We start from the raw sequence: 1,686 nt of genomic DNA on the forward strand, positions 1-1,686 counted from the left end.
TTAATTCTTTACATCTTTTTACCCATTTACCGTCTTTTTTGTAATAAATTTCACTCGGCATATAAGGACAGCTCTCATCAAGCATTGTAAAGTTTGGAGCGTCTTTGCCTATTAGTACATTTTCTTCATAGGCATGGGAAAGTACAAATATTGATAATACTATGGATAATAACACTTTTATTCTCATCTTTTCACCTCTACTGCATAATTTTCTTCTCTTTCTTTCCCTATATTTAATATATTAACATAAGCTAATTGGTTTATATTTTTATCTGAATTAAATCTTACATGTATGTAGTTTCCTGTAAGTCCAATTTTTTTACCTTCTTTTTCTCCTATTATTAAAACTTCCAATTTCTTATTTAAGTGTTTTTTTCTAAATTCATAATTTTTTCTTTCAGATATTTCCCTTAAAATTCTTGTCCTTTCTTTTTTCTCTTTAGGGTGAACTCTATCTCCAAATTTAACTGCAGACGTTCCGTCCCTTTGGGAGTAAGTAAAAACATGTATATAAGCAAAAGGAAGCTCTTCTATGACTTTTAGGCTTTTCTCAAATTCTTCTCTTGTTTCAGTCGGAAAGCCTGTTATTATATCTGTTCCAACAGCAGTATCAGGACGGCGTTTAACTATTTCATTAACAACTTTTATATACTGACTTAATGTGTAGTTTCTTTTCATATCTTTTAAAACCTTATCACTTGCAGACTGAAGTGAAAGGTGAAAATGAGGAGCTATTTTTTCCTCAGATGTTATTAAATCTAAAAGTTTTTCGTCTATCTCGTTAATTCCCATAGACGAAAGTCTTACTCTGTAAAGACCATCAATTTTTATAAGTCTTTTTAAAAGGTTGTACAAATATCCTTCTTTGTGGTCGTATCCGTATTGTGAAAGCTGAGTTCCTGTTAAAACTACTTCTTTAAAGCCGTTTTCTACTAAAATCTTTACCTGCTTTTCTATTTCATCTATTTTTGCACTTCTTACTTTTCCCCTTGCAAAAGGGATTATACAAAATGAACAAAAGCTGTTGCATCCTTCCTGAACTTTTAAAATTGGTCTTGCCCCTTCGTAGAAAGTACTTATCTGAAAAGTCTCAAATTCATTTTGTCTAAAAATGTTGTCAATAAATACCTTGTCCTGATTTTTTTCATTTAAATAGTTTTCAACTATTTCATAAACTGCAGTTTTATGGGAATTTCCAATTACAATATCAACCTCTTCTATTTTAGCTAGTTCTTCAGGTTTTACCTGTGCATAGCAGCCTGTTGCTACTACAACTGCATTTGGATTTCTTCTTTTTGCCTGTCTTAAAACCTTCCTTGAAGTTCTATCTGCGTCGTTTGTGACTGTACATGTGTTTACAACATAAATATCTGCCACATCATCAAAGGATTTTATCTCATAACCTTTTTCATTAAATTTTTCCTCAAGGGCTGAAGTTTCAAACTGGTTCATTCTACAGCCAAGAGTTGTAAATGCCACTTTCAAATTTTTCATTAATTGCCTCAAAAACTGTTTTGAATTAATATTAAGTTAATTTTATAAAATTTTAAACTTTTTCAAATGGTTTTTATCATCTAAAGGAGGGTAGATAGCTTGAGTGTATTAATCAGGTCTTACGGAGCAGCAGAAATAGTTACAGGTTCTTGCCATCTTTTAACTGTTGGAAAGCTTAATATTTTAGTTGAC

General features: G+C 31.1%; 2 protein-coding genes. Both read right to left on the reverse strand.

The genetic code is table 11. The features are described from left to right. On the reverse strand, nucleotides 1-187 hold a 187-nt coding region (locus tag HG1285_RS02595), incomplete at its 3' end, for a hypothetical protein (protein WP_008289091.1). Further along, the gene (gene mtaB / locus HG1285_RS02590) at nucleotides 184-1,494 is read right to left on the reverse strand and encodes a tRNA (N(6)-L-threonylcarbamoyladenosine(37)-C(2))-methylthiotransferase MtaB (protein WP_008289092.1); all 1,311 of its coding nucleotides are present in this window, start codon (nucleotides 1,492-1,494) and stop codon (nucleotides 184-186) included. The genes HG1285_RS02595 and mtaB, both read right to left, overlap by 4 nt. Between the last annotated feature and the right edge of the window lie 192 nt (nucleotides 1,495-1,686).

This window comes from Hydrogenivirga sp. 128-5-R1-1 (genome assembly GCF_000171895.1).